At 60.2% G+C, this 25,066-nt stretch carries 19 protein-coding genes; 10 read left to right on the plus strand and 9 right to left on the minus strand.

Annotated elements, in window-relative coordinates:
* Positions 1 to 298: 298 nt before the first annotated feature.
* From BT116_RS13315 to glyA, 5 genes are all read left to right on the plus strand, one after another.
* Positions 299 to 1,504: a benzoate/H(+) symporter BenE family transporter gene (locus BT116_RS13315; protein WP_072344330.1), complete on the plus strand. Its 1,206-nt coding sequence runs from the start codon at positions 299 to 301 to the stop codon at positions 1,502 to 1,504.
* Entirely contained in the window at positions 1,501 to 2,673 is a 1,173-nt protein-coding gene (locus tag BT116_RS13320) for an NAD(P)/FAD-dependent oxidoreductase (protein WP_072344332.1), read from the plus strand. Before BT116_RS13315 ends, BT116_RS13320 begins: the two co-directional genes overlap by 4 nt.
* 30 nt (positions 2,674 to 2,703) lie before the next feature.
* Positions 2,704 to 3,135 (plus strand): Rid family detoxifying hydrolase, encoded by a 432-nt coding sequence (locus tag BT116_RS13325; protein ID WP_083569140.1) that lies wholly within the window; start codon positions 2,704 to 2,706, stop codon positions 3,133 to 3,135.
* Between the two features lie 93 nt (positions 3,136 to 3,228).
* Positions 3,229 to 4,482 carry a threonine synthase gene (thrC, locus tag BT116_RS13330; protein WP_072344335.1) on the plus strand — a complete coding sequence of 418 codons (1,254 nt, stop codon included), beginning with the start codon at positions 3,229 to 3,231 and terminating at the stop codon, positions 4,480 to 4,482.
* Between the two features lie 11 nt (positions 4,483 to 4,493).
* A complete protein-coding gene (gene glyA / locus BT116_RS13335) occupies positions 4,494 to 5,732 on the plus strand; it encodes a serine hydroxymethyltransferase (RefSeq protein WP_072344336.1) in 1,239 nt (412 codons plus the stop codon).
* Between the two features lie 260 nt (positions 5,733 to 5,992).
* On the opposite strand, the gene BT116_RS13340 is transcribed toward glyA, so the two are convergent.
* The gene (locus tag BT116_RS13340) at positions 5,993 to 7,012 is read right to left on the minus strand and encodes a Glu/Leu/Phe/Val dehydrogenase family protein (protein ID WP_018604214.1); all 1,020 of its coding nucleotides are present in this window, start codon (positions 7,010 to 7,012) and stop codon (positions 5,993 to 5,995) included.
* Positions 7,013 to 7,199: 187 nt separating this feature from the next.
* Between BT116_RS13340 and BT116_RS13345 the strand changes: the two genes are divergently transcribed.
* Complete coding sequence (locus BT116_RS13345) at positions 7,200 to 8,003, plus strand: SirB1 family protein (RefSeq protein WP_063324442.1); 804 nt, start codon at positions 7,200 to 7,202, stop codon at positions 8,001 to 8,003.
* Between the two features lie 162 nt (positions 8,004 to 8,165).
* Here BT116_RS13345 and maiA read toward each other — a convergent pair whose 3' ends face one another.
* The 3 genes from maiA to hmgA are packed head-to-tail and all read right to left on the minus strand — an operon-like array spanning position 8,166 to position 11,424.
* Positions 8,166 to 8,801, minus strand: coding sequence for a maleylacetoacetate isomerase (gene maiA, locus BT116_RS13350; RefSeq protein WP_063324441.1), 636 nt, complete (start codon positions 8,799 to 8,801; stop codon positions 8,166 to 8,168).
* A gap of 10 nt (positions 8,802 to 8,811) precedes the next feature.
* Positions 8,812 to 10,116, minus strand: coding sequence for a fumarylacetoacetase (fahA, locus tag BT116_RS13355; RefSeq protein WP_072344339.1), 1,305 nt, complete (start codon positions 10,114 to 10,116; stop codon positions 8,812 to 8,814).
* Between the two features lie 3 nt (positions 10,117 to 10,119).
* Positions 10,120 to 11,424 (minus strand): homogentisate 1,2-dioxygenase, encoded by a 1,305-nt coding sequence (gene hmgA, locus BT116_RS13360; protein ID WP_072344341.1) that lies wholly within the window; start codon positions 11,422 to 11,424, stop codon positions 10,120 to 10,122.
* Between the two features lie 151 nt (positions 11,425 to 11,575).
* On the opposite strand from hmgA, the gene BT116_RS13365 reads away from it, so the two are divergent.
* A complete protein-coding gene (locus BT116_RS13365; protein WP_072344344.1) occupies positions 11,576 to 12,397 on the plus strand; it encodes an IclR family transcriptional regulator in 822 nt (273 codons plus the stop codon).
* On the opposite strand, the gene BT116_RS13370 is transcribed toward BT116_RS13365, so the two are convergent.
* The 4 genes from BT116_RS13370 to BT116_RS13385 all read right to left on the minus strand — a co-directional run bounded on the left by BT116_RS13370 (position 12,362) and on the right by BT116_RS13385 (position 19,233).
* A complete protein-coding gene (locus BT116_RS13370) occupies positions 12,362 to 13,063 on the minus strand; it encodes a hypothetical protein (protein ID WP_072344345.1) in 702 nt (233 codons plus the stop codon). The genes BT116_RS13365 and BT116_RS13370 overlap by 36 nt on opposite strands.
* Positions 13,064 to 13,194: 131 nt before the next feature.
* Positions 13,195 to 15,747, minus strand: a complete 2,553-nt coding sequence (locus BT116_RS13375) for a helix-turn-helix transcriptional regulator (protein ID WP_072344347.1) — start codon at positions 15,745 to 15,747, stop codon at positions 13,195 to 13,197.
* Positions 15,748 to 16,049: 302 nt separating this feature from the next.
* On the minus strand, positions 16,050 to 17,417 hold the full coding sequence (locus tag BT116_RS13380; protein ID WP_072344351.1) for a DUF1329 domain-containing protein: 1,368 nt from the start codon (positions 17,415 to 17,417) through the stop codon (positions 16,050 to 16,052).
* A gap of 22 nt (positions 17,418 to 17,439) precedes the next feature.
* Positions 17,440 to 19,233 (minus strand): DUF1302 domain-containing protein, encoded by a 1,794-nt coding sequence (locus BT116_RS13385; protein ID WP_072344353.1) that lies wholly within the window; start codon positions 19,231 to 19,233, stop codon positions 17,440 to 17,442.
* A gap of 630 nt (positions 19,234 to 19,863) precedes the next feature.
* Here BT116_RS13385 and BT116_RS13390 point away from each other — a divergent pair.
* The 3 genes from BT116_RS13390 to BT116_RS13400 all read left to right on the plus strand — a co-directional run bounded on the left by BT116_RS13390 (position 19,864) and on the right by BT116_RS13400 (position 23,984).
* Positions 19,864 to 22,605 (plus strand): S-type pyocin domain-containing protein, encoded by a 2,742-nt coding sequence (locus tag BT116_RS13390; protein WP_072344356.1) that lies wholly within the window; start codon positions 19,864 to 19,866, stop codon positions 22,603 to 22,605.
* Positions 22,602 to 22,853, plus strand: coding sequence for a bacteriocin immunity protein (locus BT116_RS13395; RefSeq protein WP_092156413.1), 252 nt, complete (start codon positions 22,602 to 22,604; stop codon positions 22,851 to 22,853). Before BT116_RS13390 ends, BT116_RS13395 begins: the two co-directional genes overlap by 4 nt.
* A 363-nt stretch (positions 22,854 to 23,216) precedes the next feature.
* Positions 23,217 to 23,984 (plus strand): N-acetylmuramoyl-L-alanine amidase, encoded by a 768-nt coding sequence (locus BT116_RS13400; protein WP_072344358.1) that lies wholly within the window; start codon positions 23,217 to 23,219, stop codon positions 23,982 to 23,984.
* Between the two features lie 42 nt (positions 23,985 to 24,026).
* On the opposite strand, the gene BT116_RS13405 is transcribed toward BT116_RS13400, so the two are convergent.
* Positions 24,027 to 24,938, minus strand: coding sequence for an SDR family oxidoreductase (locus BT116_RS13405; protein WP_072344360.1), 912 nt, complete (start codon positions 24,936 to 24,938; stop codon positions 24,027 to 24,029).
* Positions 24,939 to 25,066: the final 128 nt, after the last annotated feature.

Below are 25,066 nucleotides of genomic sequence, written 5' to 3' on the forward strand. Positions count from 1 at the left end.
TCACATGGAGGTTAGGCAACTAATAATTCGACACAATCGACACATTGAATCGATTGATACGATTATTGAATCGTTTTTCGATGCGATGTGAAGAAAATTTTATTAGGAATAATATTATTTAAAATCAAATAGTTAATTAATAAAAGTCGCAAAAACAGCCCGTCATGGCAGAAAAATATCTCGTAACAATCCCGCCCCCTATTGAATCAACTCAATTCATTCAAATACACTGATCCCGAATCGAAGCAATCGACTCAATCATTCACTGCGCGCTCCTGTCGCGCCAAGTCGAGACATCATGGACACATTCAGAAAGGATCTATCTCTGTCGGCGATCATCGCGGGCTTCATCGCCGTGATCATTTCCTACGCAGGCCCACTCATCATCGTGTTCCAGGCAGCCAAGGAAGCGCACCTGCCCAATGACGTGGTGTCTTCATGGATCTGGGCCATTTCCATTGGCAGCGGGATTACCGGCCTGTTCCTGAGCTGGCGCCTGCGTGTTCCGGTCATTACCGCGTGGTCGACACCGGGCGCAGCGTTACTGGTGTCGATGCTGCCCACCGTGACCCTGCCCCAGGCCATCGGTGCCTATGTGGTGGCGTCGGTGATCATCGCGCTGGTCGGCCTGTCCGGTGCGTTCGACAAACTGATGAGCCGCCTGCCCAAGGCCATTGCCGCCGCCATGCTCGCCGGGATCCTGTTCCGCTTCGGCGCCGAGCTGTTCACGTCGATCAAACTGCAGCCGGCGCTGGTGTTGGCGATGATCGCGGCGTACCTGATCTTCAAGCGCTTTTCGCCACGCTACGCGATCCTGTCGGTGCTGATCGTCGGTTGCGCGGTGGCCGCCTCGTTCGGTGAACTCAACAGCACCTCGATCACCATCGCCGTGGCCCAACCGGTCTTCATCGCCCCTGAATGGAACTGGCATGCAATTATCAACATCGGCCTGCCACTGGCGCTGGTGACCTTGACCGGCCAGTACGTGCCAGGCATGGCAGTGTTGCGCACCTCGGGCTACAACACGCCAGCACGCTCGATCATTTCGGTCACCGCGATTGGCTCGATCCTGATGGCCCCGTTCGGTTCCCACGGTTTGAACCTGGCGGCCATTACCGCAGCGATCTGCACCGGCCGCGAAGCCCACGAAGACCGCGACAAACGCTACATGGCCGGGATCGCCTGCGGGGTGTTTTACATTCTGATGGGGACCTTTGGCGCCACCCTGGCCTCGGTGTTCTCCGCACTGCCGAAAGAATTGATCGCCTCCCTCGCCGGTCTCGCCTTGTTTGGCGCGATCAGTGCCGGGCTGACCGGCGCGATGGCTGACGAGAAACAACGCGAAGCGGCACTGATCACCTTCCTGGTAACGGCTTCGGGCATGAGTTTCCTCGGCCTGGCCGCCGCGTTCTGGGGCTTGATCTTCGGCCTCGTGGCGCACTTCGTGCTGACCTACACCCGCGAACGCAAAGCCGCCGTCATTGCCGAGGGCAGCCGACCATGACCACTCGTTACGACTTCATTGTGGTGGGTGGCGGCATCGCTGGCGTGTCTGCCGCTTATGAATTGGCAGCCCATGGCAGCGTCTGCCTGCTCGAACAGGAACAGCAACTGGCCTATCACACCACGGGGCGTTCAGCCGCGATCTCGATGGAAAGCTACGGCAACCAACAGATCCGCTCACTGACCTGCGCATCCCGGCGCTTTTTCGAGAACCCGCCCGAGGGCCTGGCCGAGCATCCGCTATGGTCGCCCCGGGGCGCGCTGATCGTGGCCCAGGCGGCACGGGTGGACAAACTCAAAGCGCGTTTCAGCGCCGTCCTGGGGCAAGTGCCCACGGCCGAGCTGCTCGACGACAAGCAAGTGCAGGAGCTGGTCCCCTACCTCGCCGAAGGCGCCTGGAGCGCCGGGATCTACGAGCCCAGCGCCTTCGATCTGGATGTGCATGGCATCCACGGCGCCTACCTCGGTGGGCTGCGGGCCCGCGGTGGCGTGATCAAGCGCGAGGCCGAAGTGCTGCGTGGCGAATATCGCGACGGGCACTGGCGCTTGCACACCCAGGACGGCCAGCAATTGCAAGCAGCCATTGTGGTCAACGCCGCCGGTGCCTGGGCCGATGAATTCGCCGAGCGCTGCGGCGTGCCCAAGGTCGGTGTCCGACCATTGCGGCGCACCGTACTGGCGGTCGATCCACAGTGCGACGTGCACCACACACCCTACCTGGGCACAGTCGACGAGGACATTTTCATCAAGCCTGAAGCCGGGCGGCTGATCGTCTCCCCCTGCGATGAAAGCCCTTCGTTGCCCTGCGACGCACTGCCGGAAGAGCTTGACCTGGCCATCACCATGGATCGTCTGCAAAACACCACGCGCCTGCGTCCGCGCTCGATCATCAACAAATGGGCGGGCCTGCGAACCTTCGTCGCCGACCGCTCGCCGGTGCTCGGCCAGGACCCACAGCAAGAGCGTTTTATCTGGCTCGCCGCCCTCGGTGGCTACGGCATCCAGGCTGCGCCCGCCATTGCACGCCTGTGCAGCCATGCGGCGCTGGGCATCGCCATGCCGGACGACCTGGCGGCGCTGCAGCTCAACTATCAGCATTTTTCCCCGGCCCGTTGCCGCGACGATGAATTTTCCAGCCAGGCCGTCAAGCAGGTTGCCGATTTGCACTAACCCCCATCCCACTTAACAAGGAACGTCACGATGCAAACCACCGCTCAAATCCAGCCCGCCGCCAAACCCTTCCTGGGCGAAGAGAACGTCATTTTCACCGACAAGGCGCCATTGCCGCTGGGTACCTATTCCCAGGGCATCAAGGTCAGCCACGGGCAGACCATCTACCTGTCGGCACAGACCCCGGTCTCGGCGCTGAACAACGAAGTGCTGGCCAAGGATTTCGAAGGCCAACTGCGCCAGACCCTCGACAACCTGGCGCAAATGGCCGAAGCGGCCGGTGGCACCCTGGCGAACGTGGTCAAGGTCACGGCGTTCATCACTGACTTGAGTGAGTTCCCGACCCTCAACCGCGTCATGGAAGAGTACTTCACCAAGCCCTACCCGGCCCGCACCACCGCGGGCGCCAGTGCACTGGCACGCAACACCCTGGTTGCCATCGACGCCATCATGGTGATCTGAAACACCTTCTGTCAGCGGAGTGCCCGTCGGTCTGGTGAGCTGGACCGACGTTGGCAAGGAAAGCACCAGCACAGCGTACTTTCAGAGGGTGACATGAAAAATTCGTACAGAGAGTATGTATTGCAGTGCCTGGTTTGCGATCGAAGCTACCAGCCCCATGAGGTCAGCTATTACTGCCCTCATTGCAAAGTCGATGGTGCCCTGGACGCGCTTTACGATTACCCGGCACTCAAGCGCGAATGGTCCCGGGACAGCCTGGCCCATGACCACGCCCGTGGCATGTGGCGCTATGACCGCTTGATGCCGTTGAGCTCGACGCAGTTCATTCCACCGTTACTGGTGGGCAACACGCCGCTGTACTCGCGCCCGGAATTGCTCGGCAAGGGCGCCCGGATCAAAGTCTTCGTAAAAGACGAATCGCGGCAACCGACCGGGTCGTTGAAGGATCGCGCCAGCGCCCTGGCGGTGGCCCACGCCATGCAATCCGGTGCCCGCACCGTGGCAGTGGCCAGCACCGGCAATGCCGCTTCGGCATTGGCCGGGATGAGCGCCAGCCTGGGCTTGCACAACGTCATTTACCTGCCCAAGAGCGCGCCCCGCGAAAAACTCGCGCAGATGCAGGGCTACGGCGCCGAGATCGTGCTGGTCGACGGGCAATATGACGAAGCCTTCGAACAATGCCTCAACGCCTGCCAAGAGCACGGCTGGTACAACCGCACCACCGGGATCAACTCGTACATGAGCGAAGGCAAGAAAACCGTCGCCTTCGAGATGTGCGAACAACTCAACTGGCAAGTGCCGGACCTGGTGTTCGTGCCCGTCGGCAACGGCTGCATCCTGGGCTCGGTCTACAAAGGCTTTTTCGACTTGCTGCAATTGGGCTGGATCGAACGCATCCCACGCCTGATCGGCGTGCAGGCCGAGCACAGCAACTTCATGTACCGCGCCTGGCGCAACGACCGCTCGATGCAGCAAACCGAGCGCCGCCCCCCCACCAGCCTGGCCAGCAGCATCAATGTGGCGCTGCCGCGCGATCGCCTCAAGGCCATGCGTGCGGTCACCGCCAGCGGCGGTGAGTTCATCTGTGTCAGCGATCCGAGCATTGTCGCCGCCGCCTCGAGATTGGCCGCCAGCACCGGCGTGTTTCCAGAAGCCGGCGCCGCCAGTGCCTTCGCCGGTCTGCTCAAGTACGCCGAAACACACCCCGACACACCGCAAACCGCCGTGATCCTGATCACCGGCAGCGGCTTGAAAGACACCTCAATTTTTCTATCCGACTCGACCAAAAGCCAGCCACGGGTGTTGCCGCATCACGTGACCGCGCCGCTGGCCGAGGCGCTTATCTAGGGAATCGCACCATGAGCCTGCAAAATTTCGACCCCACCCTTGCCCGCCTGATCGACCGCGAGCGCAACCGCCAGGAAACCCATCTGGAGCTGATCGCTTCGGAAAACTATGTCAGCGAGGAAGTGCTCCAGGCCCAGGGTTCCGTGCTCACCAACAAATACGCCGAAGGCTATCCGGGCAGGCGTTACTACGGCGGCTGCAAGGTCGTCGATGAAATCGAGAACCTGGCCATCGAACGCGCTCGCAAGTTGTTCAACTGCGAATACGTCAACGTGCAGCCGCACTCCGGCTCCCAAGCCAACCAGGCGGTTTTCCTGGCGGTACTTGAACCCCGCGATACCATCTTGGGCATGTCCCTGGCCCATGGCGGCCACCTGACCCACGGCGCCTCGGTGAATTTTTCCGGCAAGATCTACCGGGCATTTTCCTATGGCCTGGACACGGAAACCGAAACCCTCGACTACGAAGAAATGGAAGCCCTGGCCAGGGAACACCGGCCGAAGATGATCATCGCCGGGGCCTCAGCCTATTCGCGGACCATCGACTTCCAGCGCTTTCGCAAGATCTGCGATGAAATCGGTGCCTACCTGATGGTGGACATGGCGCACTACGCCGGCTTGATCGCCGCGGGCGTCTATCCGTCGCCGGTTGGCATCGCCGACTTCATCACCTCCACCACCCACAAGACCCTGCGCGGCCCGCGCGGCGGCCTGATTCTGGCCAAGGCGCAATATGGTGCCCTGCTCGACAAGACGATTTTCCCGGTGTACCAGGGCGGCCCGCTGATGCACGTCATCGCCGCCAAGGCCGTGGCGTTCAACGAAGCCTTGGGCGACGGGTTCAAGCATTACCAGCAGCGGGTGATCGACAACGCCCGCGTCATGGCCGACGTCCTGACCCGACGCGGCTTGCGGGTGGTGTCCGGTGGTACCGATTGCCACATGTTCCTGCTCGATCTGCGCTCGATGAACATCACCGGCAAAGACGCCGAAGCGTTGCTGGAAAGCGCCCATATCACCTTGAACAAAAACGCGATCCCCAACGATCCGCAGAAACCGGCCATCACCAGCGGCATTCGCATCGGCACGCCGGCGCTGACCACCCGTGGCTTTGGTGAAGCGGAATGTGCCGAAGTCGCGAACTTGATCGCCGACCTGCTGGAACAGCCGGACAACGCAGCACGCCTGGACAACACCCGGCGTCGAGTGATGCATTTGTGCGAATGCTTTCCGGTGTATCTGTTGAGGTAAGCCAACACCCGTCGGTTAAGCGCAATGCAATAGAGGCGAGCACAAACCGTGGCGAGGGAGCTTGCTCGCGCTGGGCTGCGAAGCGGCCCCATTGGATCACCGCGACCGTTCAGGCAGACCGGGTCAGCCGGTTTTACGACGGCTGCGCCGCCGAGCGGGAGCAAGCTCCCTCGCCACAGGGGTGGTGTTTTGTTTGGCGGGAATAGTCAGTCTGTGAGCACCAGAAAAACCTGTGAGAGCTCGCTCCCACAATTGGCCTTTCAGCGGTACAACAAACGCTCCGCCAGCTCATCGGCCACTCGCGCCGGTGAGCGCTTCTCCGCCTGGGCGTGGGCAAAGACCTCCGTGAGCCGGGCACCGATCTTCGACAAATGCGCGGTGATCGTCGACAGCTCTTCACCGCGATGTTTCAGGGCGACGTAGATCAGGCCACCCGAGTTGATCACATAGTCCGGCGCATAGAGGATCCCACGTCTTTCCAACTGGTCGGCCACTTGCAGGTTGCTCAACTGGTTATGGGCCGAGCCGGCAACGGCCGAGCAGCGCAGTTGTGCCACGCTTTGGCTGTTGAGCACCCCACCCAGCCCGCAAGGAGCAAGGATGTCGCAGGGCGTGCTGAGCAGCGCGTCGTTGGCGATCGGATGGGCGCCCAGTTGCTCCATCGCCAATTGCACCTTGCCTGGGTCAATGTCGCTGACCAGCAGCTCGGCACCTGCGGCGTGCAGTTGCTCGGCCAGGGCATAACCGACGTTGCCCAGGCCCTGGATCGCCACCCGCAGGCTTTCGAGGTTATCGCTGCCCAGGCGGGCCATGGCGGTGGCACGAATACCGGCAAAAACCCCCATTGCCGCGTGGGGCGCAGGGTCTCCCGAGGCGGTGGTGCTGGTGACATGGCGAGTCTGCTGGGCGATGCAATCCATGTCGGCCACCGACGTGCCGCTGTCGATGGCCGTGATATAGCGACCGTCCAACTGCTCGATACAACGACCAAAGGCTTCGAACAACGCTGCCCGACTCTCGACATGGGCGGGGCGCATGATCACCGCCACCCCGCCACCCACGGGCAAGCCGGCCAGCGCCGCCTTGTAACTCATGCCTTGGGCCAGGCGTACTGCATCGACCACGGCACTTTCGTCGTCGGGGTAGGCAAGATAACGACAGCCCCCCAGGGCGGGCCCCGGACGACTGCAATGAATGGCAATCACCGCCTTCAACCCGGTTGCCGGGTCTACGCTTAGGTGCAGCGATTCAAGGCGGGAGCTTTGCATGAGAGCAAACATCGAAAGGCTCCCGAATCACTTTTGTTTGTTTCGCCAGTATAGGCGCGCAGTCGAAATTTGCTGGAGCACGCAGGAATAAGTCGCCACGGTGCTCAGTCTTTTTCGGCATAACCTGTCATAGCCTCTGTCCGAGACTGGACGAAAATCCACGGCAGGGCTAAAACGGGAGCGTAGCCCGGAGAGTTCGATGAAACCGCGCCAAGCCTTTTTTGATTGTCTGCACCGCTCCCCACCGGCGCTGTTCGAAGCGGCGCTGTGGATCGCTGCCGAACATGATCGCGAGGTCGACGTACCGGCCTTGCTGAAGGATTTCAAGGAGCTGCAACAGCGGGTCAGCCATGGCCTGCCGATGCTGCCTGTCAGCGAACTGGGCCAGCCCTTGCTGCGACGGCTCAATGACTTGGGCTTCGCCCAGGACGACTTCACGCCTCTGCGACCACGAGCAGCGTTGCTGGACAAAGTCCTGGCACGCAAACGCGGGCAGCCCCTGGCTCTCGGGCTGATTGCCCTGGAACTGGCCCGAGGCCTGGAAATTCCGATGGTCGGTGTCAATTTCCCCGGGCATTTCCTGTTGAAGGTACCCGGCGCTGATCACCTGCTCGATCCGTGCGGCGGTCGCCGGTTGTACCCCAATGACTGTCGGGAACTGCTACAGCGCCAATACGGCGCGAACATGCAGCTCAAGGCTGAACACCTGGTCAATGCCGAGCCGATGCAGATGCTGCAGCGCCTGTCGCGCAACCTGCGTCAACTGCATCTGGCGAACGACGATTACATCGCCGCCTTGATCGACGCCGAACGGGTACTGGAACTGGGCAACGCCAGCGCCGCCGACTACCTGGCCCGCGCCAGCCTGTACCAGCGACTCGATTGCCCCAACGCCGAACGCTTCGACCTGGAGCACGCCCTGATGCTCAGCGACGATCCGATCCAGCGAATCCGACTGACGGAGCGGCTGGGGCATCTGCCGCCGAATTCGGTGGTGCATTGAACCGGTGGACTTAGGCCCTATGACGGCCCCCTGTGGCGAGGGAGCTTGCTCCCGCTCGGTTGCGCAGCAACCGCCAAAAAGCTTGGGGACGCTTCGCGTCCCAGCGGGAGCAAGCTCCCTCGCCACAGGGGATCACCTGGTTTTCAGAACTGTGTGAAGCCCTCAGGGGGTATCCGGCTGATTCGCCGGGTGCGCCTGTTGGAACGCTGGATGCCCAGCCGCCAATGCCGCGACCCGACGAATCCGTGGATACGCCTGCAAAGACACATTGAACCGCTCAGCCGCGTACAACTGCGGGATCAGGTACACATCCGCCAACCCCGGCGCGGCACCGAAGCAATAGCCGTCGTCACCCATCAACTGCTCCACGGCCGCCAATCCCTGGCTGATCCAATGCCCGATCCACTCCGTCACCTGCGTTTCATCGTGGCCCCATTGTCGCAATTTGTTGAGCACGCTGACGTTGTGCAAGGGGTGAATATCGCAACCGATCAGCGCGGCGACGCCACGCTCATGGGCGCGCACCGTCAGGTCGGCGCTGAGCAGCGGCACCTGTGGATAACGTTCCTCCAGGTATTCGATGATGGCGGGCGATTGCACCAGCAGCGCGCCCTCATCGGTACGCAACGCCGGTACCCGGCCCTGGGGGTTGATCGCCAGATAGGCCGGCTGGCGATGCTCGCCCCCAGGCGCAGCGATCAAGTTGACGGGCAAGGCCTGGTAATCCAGCCCCTTGAGCGCCAACGCAATGCGCACCCGATAGGACGAGGTGGAGCGGTAGTAGGTGTAGAGTTCCATGCCCTGCCCCTCAACGCGCCGGCAGGATCTTGCCCCGGCACTCGCCGAAGCCGATGGACGCAAAACCCTCGCGGCGGCAACGGGCCCGCAAGATGATTTCGTCACCGTCCTCGAGGAATCGGCGCACTTCGCCAGACGCCAGTTCGATCGGTTTTTTACCGCCTTCGGTGATTTCCAGCAGACTGCCGAATTGATGGTTTTCAGGGCCCGACAAGGTGCCCGAGCCAAACAGGTCGCCGGCCTGCAACTGGCAACCGTTGACGCTGTGATGCGCGACCATTTGCGCCACGGTCCAGTACATGTACTGGGTGTTGCTCAGGGTCAGGCGCTGGGCCGGCAGGTTTTGCTCGCCCATGGCCTCGGTCAGCAACAGGACTTCCAGTTCGATGTCGAAGGCACCACCGGCCTGGTCACGCTTGTCCAGCAGATACGGCAGCGGTTGCGGATCGCCTTGCGGGCGTGCCGGTTGCGGACGACGGAACGGTTCCAGGGCTTCAGCCGTCACCACCCATGGCGAAATACTGGTCAGGAAACTCTTCGACAGAAACGGCCCCAGAGGCTGGTATTCCCAGGCCTGGATATCCCGGGCCGACCAATCGTTGAGCAGGCAGAACCCGCCAATGTGCTCGGCGGCATCGCCGATGGGGATCGGTTCGCCCAGGGCATTGCCCTTGCCGATCCAGATGCCCAGCTCCAGCTCATAGTCCAGCCGCGCACACGGGCCGAACGTCGGCTCGGTCTGGCCGGCCGGCAGGGTCTGGCCCTTGGGGCGGCGCACGTCGGTGCCGGACGGGCGGATGGTCGAGGCGCGACCGTGGTAACCGATGGGGACGTATTTGTAGTTGGGCAGCAACGGATTGTCGGGGCGGAACAGCTTGCCGACATTCTGCGCATGCTCGATACCGACGTAGAAGTCGGTGTAGTCGTTGATCCTGGCCGGCAGGTGCATCTGGCAGTCGGCCGCGAGGAGCAGCAGTTTCGCGCCCTGGGCTTGGACCTCGCCCCGCAGGGGGCTATCCTCGCGCAGCAGTTCCAGCAGTCGCTCACGCAGGGCAACCCGGGCGCCTCGGCCAAGGTCGAAAAACCCATTCAACTGGCCGTCGGCCATGGCTTCGACAGCTTGGCGTGCCGCGCCGTCAAACAAGCCCGCGTGCAGCGCCGCCTGCAGATCGAAAATCCGCTCGCCAATCGCCACGCCGCCGCGCAGGGCACCGCCATCGACACTGAAGATACCCAATGGCAGGTTCTGCAACGGGAAGTCCGCATGGCCGTTGGCACAGGCGACCCAGCTACGGGCAGGGGAAAGTTGAGTCATGGGTTATCTCCGGGTCGGGTCGAACGTGACAGGCAGCGAGGCCCAACATGCATCGTAGTCGGTTTGCAGTTGCGGGCAGTCCAGGGCGAAACGGCTTGGACGCAGCACCTGGCTGGTCTCGAACATGAACGCCATGGTGTTGTCGATTTTCACCGGCTGCAGTTCAGCGTTAATCGCCTTGGTACAGGTCTCGCCGTCCGGGCCATGAGCACTCATGCAGCTGTGCAAGGACGCGCCACCCGGCAGGAAACCTTCGGCCTTGGCATCGTAGGCACCCTGGATCAGGCCCATGAATTCGTTCATCAGGTTGCGGTGGAACCATGGTGGACGGAAGGTGTTCTCTGCCACCATCCAGCGTGGCGGGAAAATCACGAAATCGAGGTTGGCCAGGCCGTGGACACTGGTGGGCGAGGTCAACACGGTGAAAATCGACGGGTCCGGGTGATCGAAGCTGACCGTGCCGATGGTGTTGAAGCGGCGCAGATCATATTTATACGGCACGTTGTTGCCGTGCCAGGCCACCACGTCGAGGGGCGAATGATCCAGCTCGCAACCCCATAACTCACCGAGGAATTTCTGCACCAGCGAGGTGGGTTGCGCGAGGTTCTCGTAATGGGCGACCGGTGTCAGGAAGTCCCGTGGGTTCGCCAGGCCGTTGCTGCCGATGGGCCCCAGGTCCGGCAGGCGCAGCGGCGCGCCATGGTTTTCGGCGAGGTAGCCACGGGCCTGGGGGTCGAGCAGTTCAATGCGAAATTTCAGGCCCCGGGGCAGCACGACGATTTCCAGCGGTGCCAGCTCCAGCACACCCAACTCGGTGGTGATCCGCAGCCGTCCCAGTTGCGGCACGATCAACCATTCACCGTCGGCATTGAAAAATACCCGCTCCATGGAACGGTTGGCCCGGTACTGATAAAGGCTGACGCCGGCCGGTTTGTCCGCACCGGCATTAGCCGCCATGCACACCAGCCCGTCGATGAAATCGGTGGGCTCGGCGGGGATCTCCAGCGGGTTCCAACGCAGGCGATTGGGCGTGACCTCGCCCAACGGGCCACCCGCCAGTTGCCGTTCGAGCTTGGTGAAGGCCGGGTGATTGGCCGACGGTCGGATGCGATACATCCAGGTACGCCGCGCTTCGCTGCGAGCCATGGTGAACGCCGTACCGGAGAACAACTCGGCATAGAGACCGTATGGGACTTTCTGCGGCGAGTTCTGGCCGACGGGCAAGGCACCGGGCAAGGCTTCGCTGGCAAATTCGTTGCCCAAGCCTGATTGATAAGCCAGGTCCGACGCTGGGGAATCGAGGTTCATGGAGCCTCCAGGAATGCGGCCCGTCACTCAACGAAGTGGTTGAGGCGCACCGGGTTATTTTTATCGTAATTCAATTACGCATAACGTAATTTGCTCGACAGCGACCGTCAAGCTATAAAGACGCCCATTCGCCTCTGGACCCAGCGCCTCCATGGAAACCCCGCTCACCAACGGTAAACAGAAAGTCCGCTCGGCCGAAGTCGGCACCGACATCCTCAAGGCCCTGGCCGAACTGTCGCCCTCCACGTCGCTGTCGCGGCTGGCCGAACACGTGCAAATGCCGGCGAGCAAGGTTCATCGGTATCTGCAAGCCTTGATCGCCAGCGGGTTTGCCGAGCAGAACGCCGCCACCAACCACTACGGCCTGGGCCGCGAGGCCTTGCGCGTAGGCCTGGCAGCGCTCAACGGCATGGACGTGCTGCAAGTGGCCGCCCTGCCCCTGGCCGAATTGCGCGACGACTTGAACGAAACCTGCTTCCTGGCGGTGTGGGGCAACCATGGCGCGACCGTGGTGCGCATCGAGCCCGCCGTGCGGGCCGTGACCGTGGTAACGCAACTGGGCTCGGTATTGCCACTGCTCAGTTCGTCCACGGGGCTGGTATTCAGCGCTTATCTGCCGGAGCGCGAGACCATCGGCTTGCGCGAACAGGAAGTACAAGGCACCGAGCACCACGCCCTCGCCGACGACCGCGCTTATGCCGTGTTGTGCGAGCAGATCCGTAGCCGCGGCCTGCACCATGTGCATGGCTTGCTGATGCCGGGGGTGGATGCCTTGTCCGCCCCGGTATTCAATGCTGTCGGCCAAGTGACGGCGGTCATGACCATCGTTGGCCCGACCTCGCTGTTCCATGCCGACGAGCACGGCCCGGCGGCGCAACGCCTGCTGGCAGCGACCCAGGCCGTGAGTTGGCGAATGGGCTATGAAGCGAGTTCGGAATCAGCCCAGGAAATCCGGGACAATCTTGATCATTAGATCATTAAGGTGAGCGGGGGCCAGTCGCGGATGGAGATGACGGTCATCCCCACTGAAGGGCACCATGTAAATAGCTTGGTGATCGCCTTTGGAGTGGTAGGGAATCTCATTATTGTCGAAATGGCCCAGTAGATAGTCGATCAGCGGTTCAGAAGAAGACACCACGCGCTCACCAGCGCCATGGGTTACAAAACCGGTGACGTAGACTTTATCCAGATCGACCCCGGGCAAGTGCAGTTTCAATGCACCATGAACATCCTCAACGGACAAAGGCTTGATGGAACGCCAGGATAAATCCATTGCAGGTTTTTCAGTCAGTTGGGTGACGATATCCGAAACGATTTTTTCGAACGCGATCAAATCCAGCGCCCTGACACGGTCTTCAACGGCAAAAGAATAACGCTTGTTGAACACGTTACTGACGCCTTGTTTGTAGTTGGGCACCTGCTGCTTTTCAACCCAGGCCAATGCTTCATCGAACAGGGTTTCGGATGAGCCAACTTCGGGCTTCGGAAAGTCTGCCAATGTATTCAGATAATTGCTGAAAGGATTGACACCCAGCGCTTCCAAATAGCGCCCCAACAACACCTGCACGACAAAATCCACACGGGTATTCTTCAGTGCAAGCAGTTTTTCAGAGTAAGAAGAAAACAACTTGGTATTCATAAGACATCCTTGTCATGTCATGGACCGAACTTCCTGTTCGATCCGCAGGCTTAGTTATACATCAGACAAACCCCATACTGTAAAAAGACAAATGTAAGCGTGCGTAAAGACTTCCCGGAGTTGTTTTCAATCTACCCCATCACCCCCATGACTTTAGCCTTCGCGACTGCTTGAGTACGCCGCTGCACCCCCAACTTGCTATGTATGCGACGCGCATGGGTTTTTACCGTGTGCAACGATATGAACAGTTGCTCGGCAATTTGTTGATTGGAATGACCTTGTGCAATCAATTGCAGAACTTCAAGCTCTCGGTGACTGAGCAACGTATCTTCGGCGCCAGCCGTTGGTGGTTCGCTGGGCTCTGCCGATTGCGTCCAATGGCCCAGCTCGGGCTGGCGCAAGCGCAGCTCGCACAAGGCTTGCTGGGCCCGCCAGCACGTGACTCGCTTGAGCCCTTCTTGCAGGAGTGTCCGGGCCTGGGAGCGGTCGCCGGACAACCAGACAACCTCCGTCAACACCAGGTGCAGTTCGGTCTCCAGGCTGTGCATTTCACTCTGCTGTGCCCGGGTGATCATGGCTTGCAGGCACGCCTGCGGCTCCTGTGCCCGTTGCAGGTAGACCTCGGCCAGCACCAGCAGGTATTCAAGTCGCGCAATCAATTCCAGCGTCGCGGGAGGTGCGTGCTTGGCCTGCGGCCCACGAAAGTGGCGCAAGACGCGGGTCAAGGCTTCATGGGCCAATTCCGCCCGCCCCTGTTGCAACCAGAACTGACAGCTGGTTTGCAATAACACGCCACGGTAAACGGTGTCGGGGATGTGCCGCTGCTGCATGATCCGCTCGGCATCGCGCAGTTGCATGAAGGCCTCGCCGTAGTCGCCCTGGTTGGCAGCCAGGCAGGCCTTGCCGAGAAATCCGTAGAGCACCTGTTTGTCCAGGCTGTGCAGGCCTGTTTCCAGACCTGCTTGAAACTGCTCGGCGGCGCGCTCTTCAAACCCCATGCGCAATGCCAGGCGCCCGCGCCGCAGAGCAATACGCCCCAACAACGGGGAAAAGTCCTGGCCTGGTTTATCCAGCAGCACCTGGACAGCGGCCAGCAGATGATCGGCCCGATGAGGCGCGCCACGTTGCTCCAGGACTTGGGCGTGGTCCAGTTCCAGCAACCCTTCGAACACCAGCGAACCCTGCGCACGCGCCAGGCACAGCGCCTGGCGGTTGATCCGATGCGCGGAGGCCAGTTCGCCTTCAAGCAGCGCCTGCTGCGTCAGCCCACCCAGGCACAGCAACCGTTGGGCCCAGGCCTCGGGGTCCAGGCTGGCCTGGGCCTGGAGAAAGTGCTCGCGCGCCTGTTCGCCATCGCCCGAGAGGTGCAGCAACCAGCCTTGCAAGACCTGCCACCTGGCCAGCAGCTGTCGCTGCCGGCAGGCCGAAGGCTGCGGCATGAACCTGGCCAACTGCTCAATGCATGTCGACGCCTGGTCGAAGCGTCCGGCGAACAACAGCGCAGCGGTGACCAACCCCACCGATTGCGGCGTACAGAGGCTCAGCGCTTCACCTTGTTGATCGTGCAGGCCCAGCAACAGCACCACGTTGCGACGCTGCAAGACGTGCTCGAAGCTCAAATGCTGCAAGAAACTCACGGCCGTCTCGAACTCCTCAGCCAACATGGCTTGCTCGAACGCCATTTGCCAGTCCTGCTCGGCAGCAAACCACTGGCAGGCCCGTCGATGCCAGGAACGCCCCTGCGGCCAGGGCTCTTCACGTACCAGCCGGGCCAGCGCCGGAAAAATCTGCAACCAGTCCGACGTCTGCTCCCATGGTTCGATGAAACATCCCAGGTCCAGCAACAGGGGTAGGCATTGCACGCCCACGGTGTCGCCGAACAGGTGCTCGCATAGCCGGGCATTGAAGCGCGGTAGATGCGCCAGCACATGCCAGGCCTGCGCCAGGTCTGGAGTCAGCGCGCTGAACAGTTCGTACTCCAGATAGTCGACCAAGGTCCCCGGCCGTCCGGGCGTTGCATGTTTGCGCGCCCAATCGCAACGTTCCAGCAGCGTGATGCGCACCCCGGCACACCAGCCGCCACTACGTTGAATCACCTCGCGGGCAGTGCGGGCAGCCTGGGGGCCGGGCAGATGACGCAGCAATGGCAGGACATCGTCCGGGGTGAAGAACAGCGCCTGCGCATCGAACTCGTGCAGTTCGTCATCGAGCAACAGTCGCGGCCAGTTGCATTGGGGACGGCGGCGGCTATTGAGCCACAGGTGCAACGCTGGACTGCTGGTGTTCAACAGACGGTCGAGCAACTGGTCCAGTTCGGGATTCGGCACCCGGCAGTAGTCATCCAGGAACAACCACGTGGGTGTCTGCAAACGCGCCAGGTGGGCCAGCAGTCCCGCTTCATCAAGCATCGGCAACCCGAGGGCCTGGGCCAGGCGCTCGCACAGTTGCACCGCGCTCAACGCCGCGCCTCCCAATGGCAACCAATGCAACCGACACCCGGCGGGAGCCTGCAGGAAGCACTCGGCGAACAACGCACTCTTGCCACTGCCCGCTGGCGCGCACAGCAGTTTTACCCGCGCTTCGGACGTCAGCAAAGACTCACTCAGGGACCGCCGCGGCACGTGCGTCGAGGACAGGCGAGGCAACAATCCTGGACGGTCCGGACACGGGGTCATGGCGGTCATGTGGGTGATCCTGTTTATTGTTATTTCACCACCCTAGTCCTGTGTCGCCGACCTTTGGAGAAGTATTCAGCGCGCTGATTGGCGCCCATAAAGAAACGACCGGCAGGAGCGCTGCCGGTCGTTCATGATCATTTCAAGTCAGACACAGTTTGTGGCGAGGGGATTTATCCCCGCTGGGCTGCGAAGCAGCCCCAAAGCAGCTGCTTAATCAATCTGACCCACCGAGGTAGCGGTTTTTAGGACTGCTTCGCAGCCCAACGGGGATAAATCCCCTCGACAGTCATCTTTCCAGCCCTCAGTGCTTAGCGAACCCCGGTCGAACGCAGCGCTGCCGGTGTGTAGTCGGCGGCCCGGGCTTCGAAGCCATACTCGTAGCTGTGTTTCTCTTCGTTCTTCATGCCCAGCGCGATGTAGCGGCCAGCAATGATGTCGTAGAGCGCCTCGAGGGTGTAGCCCGGGTTCTGATGGTCATAGTAGAACTGGGCATGACCTTCGGCCACCCGCCACAACTGGCCGCGACCGTCGTAGTGATCCACCAGCGCTGCCTGCCAGCTGTCTTCGTCGAAGTACATGTGGCGCTTGGCATAGATGTGCCGCTCGCTCGGCTTGACCGTGCCGACCACTTCCCAGACCCGGTGCAATTCATAGCGAGTCAGGTCCTGATTGATATGGCCGGCCTTGATCACGTCGTCGTACTTGAGGCTGGGCGAGTCGAGCTTGTAGCTGTTGTAGGGGATGTACATTTCCTTTTTGCCGACCAGCTTCCAGTCGTAGCGATCCGGCGCACCGGAAAACAGGTCGAAGTTGTCGGAGGTGCGCAACCCGTCGGCGGCGGTGCCCGGGCCGTCGTAAGCCACTTGCGGGGCACGACGCACCCGGCGCTGGCCGGCGTTGTAGATCCAGGCCAGGCGCGGCTCCTTCACTTGGTCGAGGGTTTCATGCACCAGCAGTACGTTACCGGCCAGACGTGCCGGGGCAGTGACCTCCTGCTTGAAATAGGTCAGCACGTTGCTGGCCTTTTCCGGGTCGGCGTCCTTGATCAGAAACGGTACGGCGATCTCTTCTTCGAAGCGGATCGGCGTGAAGCTGCCATTGGTCTGCGGCGTCACCTGGGTAATGACCCGCCGCAGGTTGCCGCCGTGATAGCGGGTGACGTGGTTCCACAGCACTTCCACGCCGTTCTTGGGAATCGGGAACGCGTAGTACCGGTTGCCTGTGAAGTTGGCCAGGCCGTTGCCGTCGTTGATCGAGTTCACGTTGAGGGCGCTGCGCTTGGCCGACTCGTAGATTTCCGGCGGCAGGCCCACGCTGCGATGGGTCGGATAGACCGGGATCTTGTAGGTTTCCGGGTAGCGCTTGAACATCGCGACCTGGCCTTCGGACAGCTTGTCCTTGTACTTGTCCACGGTCGCGGCGGTGATGGTGAACAGCGGTTTTTCATTGGCGAACGGGTCGGCCAGAAAGCCCTTGCTGTCCACGGCACCGGCGTTTTTCGGAATGCCGCCGGTCCAGGCCGGAATCGAGCCATCGGCATTGCCGGCTTTTTCCGCGCCCAACGGCGTCAGGCTGTTACCCAGTTTATTCGCTTCATCCGGCGAGACCGCCGCCATCACGTTCGCGGCCAGCAGGCTCAGGGCCAGGGCACCGCATTGCAGGATCATCTTGCGCATTGGGTTTTCCTTGTCAGCCAGATCAGAAGTTCACGCCGAAGCTCAACGCGAGGAAGTCGCGGTCTTCGAGAACGTTGTAATCGCCGCCAAAAAAGTCGGTGTAGCTCAGGCTGGCGGTGTAGGTGTTACGGTAGTCGGCATCGACACCGACGCTGATGGCCTTGGCGCCTTCGTTGAACAGACCGTTGGGGCCATAGCCGGCCACGTCGTGGGACCAGGACATGTTGGGCTTGAAGTTCACCCCGCCGATCACGTTGGAGTAATCGAGGATCGCCCGGGCGCGATAGCCCCATGACGTCGAGGTGACGAAACCATCGGTGTCGCCCTGGAAGCCGTATTGGCCATAGACCGAGTCACGGCCATAACGCAGCTTGTCCTTGGACTCCAGGCCACCGACATGCACGACCGCCGCTTCGCCAACCAGCGTCAGGCGATCAGCCCCCAACACCTGATCGAAGAAGTGCGTCAGGGTGCTCTGGACCTGGGTCACTTCCTTGCGCCGGTAACCGGTGTTGTCGGCACCCGGCGCGGTCGCGATGGGCGATACCGCACCACCGGCAATCGGGTTGAGCAGCGCCAGGGTCAGGTCGTTGGTATTGACCTGCACCGGCGCGTTGGGACGGTAGCTGATTTCCCCGGTCCAGGCGGTGCCGGTGGGCAGCGTGGTGGAGAAACTGGCGCCGTACAGGCGGATGTCTTCCGGGTATTCAAGGTAGTACCCACCACGGCCCAGCATCACGCTTTGCGCCAGACCCGCACCGCTGCCAGGGGCCAGGCCGTTGGCGATCGTGACCATTCCCGGCAACGCCGCCAGCGTCGAAAGGCCCGCCGTGGTGGTCCCGACAGTAGGCGTACGGCTGTGGTAATTCATGAAGTACAGGCCGTACTCGGTATCATCGCCGAGCCAGCGCAACGCCGTGCCCCACTGGCCGGAGTCGCGGGCGTCGCGGTCGCCGCCACGGGGAATGATCACCCCTTCGCTGGACACCTGGATCTCCTGGCCGAATGCCCGGGTCAAGGGCACGAACGGCGCAATCGCCGGGCTGCCCACCGTGTAGCCACTGGTGCAACCATCGGCCACCACGTCGTTGCCGAAGAACGTGCCGCAGTTATCCACCACGGTCTGGTCCCACTCCAACTGATAGAAGCCTTCGATGGTGAGCTTGTCGGTCAGGCCCTGGGATGCGAACAGCATGTTCACGGGGATCAGGCCTTCCTTGATCTCCGCACCAGGACGACGGAACGCGGACACGTCCACCGGGTTGATGCTGTTGATCGAGTTGCCGATGAAGGTACTTTCCCCCCAACTGACCACCTGCTTGCCGGCGCGCACGGTGCCCGGCAAATCGGCGATGGAATAGTTGTGATAGACGAAGGCATCGAGAATCTGCGCCCCCGAGGACTTGGCGCCTTCCTTGCGATTGCTGTCGCTGATGTCCTTGAACTCGCGGCCTTCATCCTTGAGCTCGAAGTCATACCAGTACTTGCCGCGCACGAACACGCCGGTATCGCCGTACTTGAGTTCGAGGTCGTGCAGGCCTTTGAAGATTTTGGAAAAGGTCTCGCCCTTCTTGAAATTCAGCCGCCCATCATCACCGGTGGACGATTGGCCCCGACCGCCGTTGACCGTGCCAACCAGGTCCTTGTCGGCATCGCGCATGCCCCAGCTTGCGCCCACGGACAACGACGAATCGAACTGACCCTCGATCTCGCCAATGTTGAATGAAACGGCCTGCGCCTGGGCACAGCAACCCAAGGCCACCGCGACGGCCAGCGCCTGCGGCTTGAAGATGGCGCGCATTGTTATTGTTGTCATGCGTCTTCCCCGGTGAGTGACAGAGGCTTCACCCTACTGCCGCACGCCAGGGGCGATAAGCGCACCAAGGAGGTATTCGCGCTGTACCTAAAAAGGATTACAGCCCATGCGGCGCAGGCCTTTGCGCCGTGCATGGATGGACTGGATGATGGGTCATCAGCGCCGCGCATACCCATGCCCAGCCTTCGACTGTTACGCGCCCTGCAACGGTGCATGTCTGAATCCGGGCTGTTTCCCGCGGGGCTCGATGCCTATGCTGGCCGGGCTTTCAGGGCAACGGGCCTGCAAGCACAAGCCTCATGGCATCCCTCATGCCTGGCACACCGTCTTCGGATGGATTGGCGTATCGGTCCATCATCCCGTGTTTACCGACGTTGGTTTGTAGCTCCTTTGCAACGTCACGCTTAGGCCGCCGCTTTTTGCAGCGGCCTTTTTTATGTGCGCCTATTTCCGAGTTAAAACTTCTTGTTTCCTACGTTGTTGTCGAAAAGGCTCACCTGCCTGTTTTAAGAGAACGAACTTATAGTTTCCTTGGTCGCCCAGGATGGGTGACTACGCAAATAGCCATGAACGACTGCACGTATTGAATCACGGCATGGCTATTCAGATTCGATTCGAAAGGAACTCGATATGCAGCAAGAAAAAAATCTACTTGTAAATAGAGGTATACCTCGCACGCCTTCGTCACCTGACGGGTTTGGGTTTAACGCAAGGCGCGTGTCAGGCCCAGACCACTCTGATCGTGCATACGATGCCGTTGATTATGCTCTTGATTGGCTAGATGAAAGCAACACTTCTACCGAAGAGCTCTTCAAAGAAAATGTCAGGAATATCACTCATATAACCAACGCCGAACTCGCCAAAACAAGAGCAGCCGTTGCTGCGGTGGTCCCTCGTGGAACCGATGCGGCCGAAATTGAATTACGAACACTCAAGCTACAACTGTTCAAAGCGAGAAAAGATCATCAAGAACACATAGCGATAGCCAATCTTTATTATGGTCATGATCCACTGACTCACAAAACTCAAGACGCTCGTTATAAGGGGTTCGAGCTCATTGGCCGTCGTGGAGGTGAAAGGGCTTACTACAACGCAATTTCCAAGTGGAATGTTTCTTATGCTGCGGCGTACGAGGCAAAATTCCTGGCTGAGCAGATCAAGCTATTGGATGCTCGCTTAACCGCACACAACAAAGCCATTGCCCAGGCAAACGCAAAAGCAGCCGCGGAGGCTCGGGCAAAGGCTCAAGCTGAAGCCAAACGCGTGGCTCAGGAACAGGCGCGCAAGGCCGCCGAAGCCGAGGCTAAACGCGCGGCTGAAGAACAAGCACGGATTGCACGGATTGCCGCAACAGTAGCTGCTAAACAAGCCCACGATGCCGCCATGGCCTTATGGGAGGCCGAAAGGTGGGCCGCTGCTGAAGAACTGGAGGCGGAGGAAGCGAGGCGTCAGGCAGAAGTCAAAAAGGCACGTCAACCAGCCCGGGCTACCCGTACATTTCCAGTATCGGGCTCCGCCGCAGCCGCCGGCCCAGTATTTACAATCGCAGGTGGGACCTTCGCCCCCAACCGGGTGACCGCCTCGGGCATCACGGATGAGTTACGCACCGCGGTTTCGGCGATCCTAAAAACAGTTACCGCAACGGCATTACCCACTGTTGCATGGTTTGCGTCACTGATTGACCCGTCGGAGCTGGGCAACGAAGAACGCTACGCCCTGAGTGTTCCGCTGTCAGAACTAGCTCCAGCCAACACCGATGATTTGCTGGCAGTCGCAACATCGAAGGGAGAGGTCAATCTCCCGGTGGTGCTGGGTTCCATGACCACCGACGACGAGATGATGTTCGTCGTCGCGAGTGCCGACGGAACATCGGTGCCCTCCAGCGTGCCGGTCAGGCTTGCAACACTCGACCCTCACAGCAACGTCTACAAATCCTACAGTCCAGATGGCTCATCCACCTTGATGACCTGGACGCCTATCGTAAAAGAGACGGATGCATCCACGACACTGCCATCGATCGTGCCGAAGATCGACCTCTATGAGGGCGGAACCCCCTGGGCCATAACCAGAGGGGTCGATAAGGATCCGGAGCTGGAGGATTACGATTTTGGTAGTGGGTTCGTCACGGTGTTCCCGGTTGAGTCGGGTATTCCGCCCATCTATACCGTCTTTAACAACTCTTCTGAATGGGCTTCCACGGAAGAGGCACGCAAGGCAGCCGAAGCCGAGATCCTAGGCGTAGCCCAGGCACAAGCACTGGAACAAGTCCTGGCGGGCCGCGCCTATCCTATACCGGGCGCGGCGGCCGCAGCCGGTCCGGTGTTCACGCTTGTCGGCAGTAGCCTGGCCATAAGTTCGGAAGCGACCTTGGCCATCCAGGCCGCGCTACGAGCCGCAGTCGCCATGGCTGTCGAATCGCTTACCGCAGTGGCAGCGCCGACCTTGGCGGGTTTTGCGGCGCTGCTCTATTCACCCAAGCTGGCAAACGGTGAATTACCCGAGCGATATGCGTTCAGCACGCCACTCTCAGAGCTCGCACCGACACAACACCACGATTTGCACGCCATCGCGGCGGCCGGCGGGACCGTTGAATTACCTGTACGCCTCACGTCCCAAGCGACGGCGGATGGTCAGTCAGAAATCCTCGTGATCAACACTGACGGTGTAACCCACCCGTCGAAAGTCCGGGTGCTACCGGTTACCTACAACGCACAACAGAACCTCTACACCGCTACGACCGAAGAAAACCCACCCAGAACCTTGACGTGGACCCCGGTCGTTCAACCCGTAAACAGTTCCACTGCACTTCCAGCCGAGCCACCCGCCCCGCCTGCTTACACAGGCGCATCGGTAACGCCCGTGGTGGGGAGAATTGATCCATTCCCTGAGATAACCCAAAACAGTTTCGATGATTATGTTTTCGTTTTCCCCATCGACTCGGGCCTGCCGCCCCTGTACGTCATATTCAGGAATCGACGGGAAGACCCTGGGGTTGCGCTGGGCAGTGGTACTCCCGTTTCAGGGATATGGTTAGATGTATCAGAAGGTCAAGGGGCACCTATTCCGTTCCAGATTGCCGATCAATTGAGGGGGAAGGAGTTCAGAAACTTCAAGAAGTTTCGAGAAGCTTTTTGGAAGGCAGTAGCTAATGATCCAGATCTTGCCCGACAGTTTGATCCGGGCAGCCTAGCTCATATGAAAAAAGGGTACGGAGCTTTTGTTAAAAAAACAGACCGCGTTGGCGCTCGGATTAAATACGAGTTGCACCACAAAAAATACATATCTCTAGGTGGAGAGGTTTATAATTTTGACAACATCAGTGTAATGACACCCAAGCGACACATTCAAACGCATCAGGAGAATCACAAGTGAAATCACTGATAACAGAAATGACCGAACTCGAATTTCTTGCCTTTGTCAAAAAGATATATAACGCAGACTATGATACTGAAGAAACTCATACTCTCGCAGTTCTCGAATTTGAGAGAATTTCGGAACATCCCTCTGGATCAGATTTGCTGTACTACCCTGACATAGGAAAGAGTGGGCCTGAAGCTGTAGTAAAAGAAATAAAGGAATGGCGAGCCGCCAACGGAAAACCGGGATTCAAGCAAACCTGAGGCTGTATAAATCGACGCCCTTTTGTTGCTGAAAAATGCGGGCAGCATGAGGTTTTCTTGAATCATCGTGGCGAGGGAGCTTGCTCCCGCTGGCTGCGTAGCGGCCCCTTTTGTGTGCGCTTCGCACTCAAGCGGGAGCAAGCTCCCTCGCCACGGAATCATTTCATCTGCGTAAGCATCAAGTATTCAGAGGACTCTTTGGCTTATCACTCCATTACATCCACCACATTCAATTCCCAAACACCCAAATGCCTATTCCTACGGCAATGTAAGAACCCCACTACAAACGCATAATAAATCCACTGATAGGCTGAAAGTCAGTCGCAGCATTCTGCTTCGATTTTAAATCTCAGTGAGTTCTTTATGATGCCAATCAATTACAACCGTTATCGATCAAAGAATGGTTATAACAGTCGAATCCGCTTTCTGGTCTTTCACTACACCGCCGCGAACTTCTCCTCTTCCGTCAACGCACTGACCGGCGCCTCGGTCAGCGCCCATTACCTGATTCCGGACTTCTCCGACCCGAGTTACTTGAAAGCAGGTTTCAACGAGCCGCAGATTTTCAACCTGGTGGACGAAAGCCAACGTGCCTGGCACGCGGGGGTGAGCAGTTGGGGTGGTCGAAATAGTCTGAACGACACTTCGATTGGCGTTGAAATCGTCAATCTCGCCACGGATAACCAGGGGCAGTTCACCTTCCCGCCTTATTCGCCCCAGCAGATCGAGGCGATCGAATTCCTGGCGTTGAACATACTCAAGCGTTATCCGGACATCAGCCCGGTCAATGTGGTGGGGCATTCGGACATTGCGGCCGGCAGGAAAAGTGACCCAGGCCCGATGTTCCCCTGGCAGGCGTTACACGCCAAAGGCATCGGCGCGTGGTTTGACGGACCCACGCAAAAGGCCTATGTGCAGGCCTACCAATGCAACGGTTTGCCGACCCGCGAGCAACTGCTCGGGCTATTCAAGAAGTACGGATATGACACATCGGCCGCCACGACGAGCGCGGGCTTTCAACGTCTGGTGCGCGCTTTCCAGTTGCACTTTCGTCCGGCGAAACATGACGGCGTGATGGATATCGAGACCGCTGCCAACCTGGCAGCGCTGGTGAAGAAATACATTCCCTGACCGGCGTTGCCGTCGCTGACGGCAACCGGTCGAGGCGGCGAGTCAAACAGCGTAGCGTTGCAAGTTCGCCATCATTTCTTTCAAGGCTTCCAGATTGTCGTTCGGGTGCACCGCATGCTCGAAGTCGCAGATCTGCTGCCAATGGGCGGCGACGTCTTCGGGCGAAAACCCTTTGCGCGGATCAAAGCCCGCCCCCAGGCTGCGCTCCCAGCGCACCTTGCCCATCCAGCCGCCGCCCACTTCGAACAGGCCGGAGGTTTCCTGGCAGGTTTCACTGGCCAGGTACACCACCAGCGGGCTGACGAGTTCCGGTTTGAGTTGCTCGAATACCTGCGGCGGGATCAGGCCTTCGGTCATGCGGGTGCCGCCGGTGGGGGCGATGGCGTTGACCAGGATATTGTTCTTGCGACCCTCGATGGCCAGGGTGCGGGTCAGGCCATACAGGCCGAGCTTGGCCATGCCGTAGTTGGATTGGCCGAAGTTGCCGTAGATGCCGGACGTGGACGCGGTAAAGATCACCCGCCCATAATTCTGTTCACGCAGGTGCGGCCATGCGGCGCGGGTGACTTTGTAGGCGCCTTCGACATGGACGCGGTAGACCAGGTCCCAATCGGCGTCGTCCATTTTGTGAAAGGTCTTGTCCCGCAGAATCCCGGCGTTGTTGACCACCACATCAACCCGGCCGAACGCGTCGAGGGCATTTTGTACCAGCTTGTCGCCATCGGTCACCGAGTCGTGGTTGGCCTCGGCGATGCCGCCCGCCTCGCGGATTTCGGCGACCACCCGGTCTGCTGCCGAGGCATTGGCCCCTTCCCCTTGAGCCGAGCCGCCAAGGTCGTTGACCAGCACTTTCGCGCCTTGCCTGGCGAACAGCAGCGCATGGGCGCGGCCCAGGCCCCCGCCGGCTCCCGTGACGATCACGACTTTATCTTCGAAGCGCACAGACTCACTCATGGCAGAACCCCAGCAGGCGGACAGGACAATGGGCACGAGTGTCCGGCACAAGTCGACCGGTCACAATCAACACGGTTGCAAGTGAATGGTGGGCGATAAGGTGGGGGGATGATGCGGGCCCAGGCCAC

The sequence above is a fragment of the Pseudomonas sp. NFACC16-2 genome (assembly GCF_900119205.1).
Taxonomy (GTDB): Bacteria; Pseudomonadota; Gammaproteobacteria; order Pseudomonadales; family Pseudomonadaceae; genus Aquipseudomonas; species Aquipseudomonas fluorescens_Q.

Bases quoted from the DNA above. Each gene is read 5' to 3' on its own strand.
- BT116_RS13380 (WP_072344351.1), bottom strand. From the start codon at position 17,417: ATGCGCAAGATGATCCTGCAATGCGGTGCCCTGGCCCTGAGCCTGCTG.
- BT116_RS13375 (WP_072344347.1), bottom strand. From the start codon at position 15,747: ATGACCGCCATGACCCCGTGTCCGGACCGTCCAGGATTGTTGCCTCGC.
- maiA (WP_063324441.1), bottom strand. From the start codon at position 8,801: ATGGAACTCTACACCTACTACCGCTCCACCTCGTCCTATCGGGTGCGC.
- fahA (WP_072344339.1), bottom strand. From the start codon at position 10,116: ATGACTCAACTTTCCCCTGCCCGTAGCTGGGTCGCCTGTGCCAACGGC.
- BT116_RS13345 (WP_063324442.1), top strand. From the start codon at position 7,200: ATGAAACCGCGCCAAGCCTTTTTTGATTGTCTGCACCGCTCCCCACCG.
- BT116_RS13390 (WP_072344356.1), top strand. From the start codon at position 19,864: ATGCAGCAAGAAAAAAATCTACTTGTAAATAGAGGTATACCTCGCACG.
- BT116_RS13370 (WP_072344345.1), bottom strand. From the start codon at position 13,063: ATGAATACCAAGTTGTTTTCTTCTTACTCTGAAAAACTGCTTGCACTG.
- BT116_RS13320 (WP_072344332.1), top strand. From the start codon at position 1,501: ATGACCACTCGTTACGACTTCATTGTGGTGGGTGGCGGCATCGCTGGC.
- BT116_RS13385 (WP_072344353.1), bottom strand. From the start codon at position 19,233: ATGACAACAATAACAATGCGCGCCATCTTCAAGCCGCAGGCGCTGGCC.
- BT116_RS13365 (WP_072344344.1), top strand. From the start codon at position 11,576: ATGGAAACCCCGCTCACCAACGGTAAACAGAAAGTCCGCTCGGCCGAA.
- hmgA (WP_072344341.1), bottom strand. From the start codon at position 11,424: ATGAACCTCGATTCCCCAGCGTCGGACCTGGCTTATCAATCAGGCTTG.
- BT116_RS13315 (WP_072344330.1), top strand. From the start codon at position 299: ATGGACACATTCAGAAAGGATCTATCTCTGTCGGCGATCATCGCGGGC.
- BT116_RS13400 (WP_072344358.1), top strand. From the start codon at position 23,217: ATGATGCCAATCAATTACAACCGTTATCGATCAAAGAATGGTTATAAC.
- BT116_RS13405 (WP_072344360.1), bottom strand. From the start codon at position 24,938: ATGAGTGAGTCTGTGCGCTTCGAAGATAAAGTCGTGATCGTCACGGGA.
- glyA (WP_072344336.1), top strand. From the start codon at position 4,494: ATGAGCCTGCAAAATTTCGACCCCACCCTTGCCCGCCTGATCGACCGC.
- BT116_RS13340 (WP_018604214.1), bottom strand. From the start codon at position 7,012: ATGTTTGCTCTCATGCAAAGCTCCCGCCTTGAATCGCTGCACCTAAGC.
- thrC (WP_072344335.1), top strand. From the start codon at position 3,229: ATGAAAAATTCGTACAGAGAGTATGTATTGCAGTGCCTGGTTTGCGAT.
- BT116_RS13325 (WP_083569140.1), top strand. From the start codon at position 2,704: ATGCAAACCACCGCTCAAATCCAGCCCGCCGCCAAACCCTTCCTGGGC.